1 protein-coding gene is annotated in these 629 nt (G+C 72.8%); it reads right to left on the bottom strand.

All coding sequences use genetic code 11. The features are described 5' to 3' along the window. Nucleotides 1-298: nuclear transport factor 2 family protein (locus tag AC01FP_RS18620; protein WP_474482378.1), on the bottom strand; the 298-nt coding region annotated here is incomplete at its 3' end. Nucleotides 299-629 lie beyond the last annotated feature (331 nt).

Here is a 629-nt window from a genome sequence, read left to right as displayed (position 1 = left end):
GTTCGACCACCTGCCGGCCGGTGGTGCGCACCGTGAACTTCAGGTTCACTAGGCTCACGACCGTGTCGCCCTGCGCGCCGAAGAAGGTCGGCACGAACTCGGTGATCTCCACATTCGTCATCAGCACATCGAAGAAACGCGGCACCTGGGCGCGCCCCTTCAGCGGCTGCAGCCAGGGCACCGGTGCCACGTTGTCGTGCTCCCAGTCCACGTCGTCGGCCAGTTGCGCCAGGATGCACGGGATGTCGCCGCGCCCGAAGGCGGCGTAGATCTGCTGCACGGTCTCGACGGGGTTCATGGCGGTGTCTCCTTCAGAGGGTGGGGGTGGCCCGTGGGGGGGTGCCGGGTTTGCGAAGGCCCGCGATGCCTGGATGCAAGCCGGCGCCGCCGGGCGCCTGCGCGGCGCACATCCAGCGCGTGCCCGGCCGCGTACACCGGACAACGCCCCGACCGCCCGCACCATGTCGCCTGCCACCACCACTGCCGCCGCCCCCGCCCACGCGCTGCCGCCGGCTGGCTGGCTGGCGGGGGCTCTGCTAAGGTGCGCAGGCCAGCCGCCCACCGTTTCGGCCCCCTTGCACCCCGCTGCCCCGCCCACCGCCGCGCCGCCCGCCGGCGCAGCCCGCGAT

Source organism: Cyanobium sp. NIVA-CYA 375 (assembly GCF_056108345.1).
The sequence above is the reverse complement of the archived record's forward strand: the minus strand, read 5'-3'. Positions and strand labels throughout refer to the sequence as shown.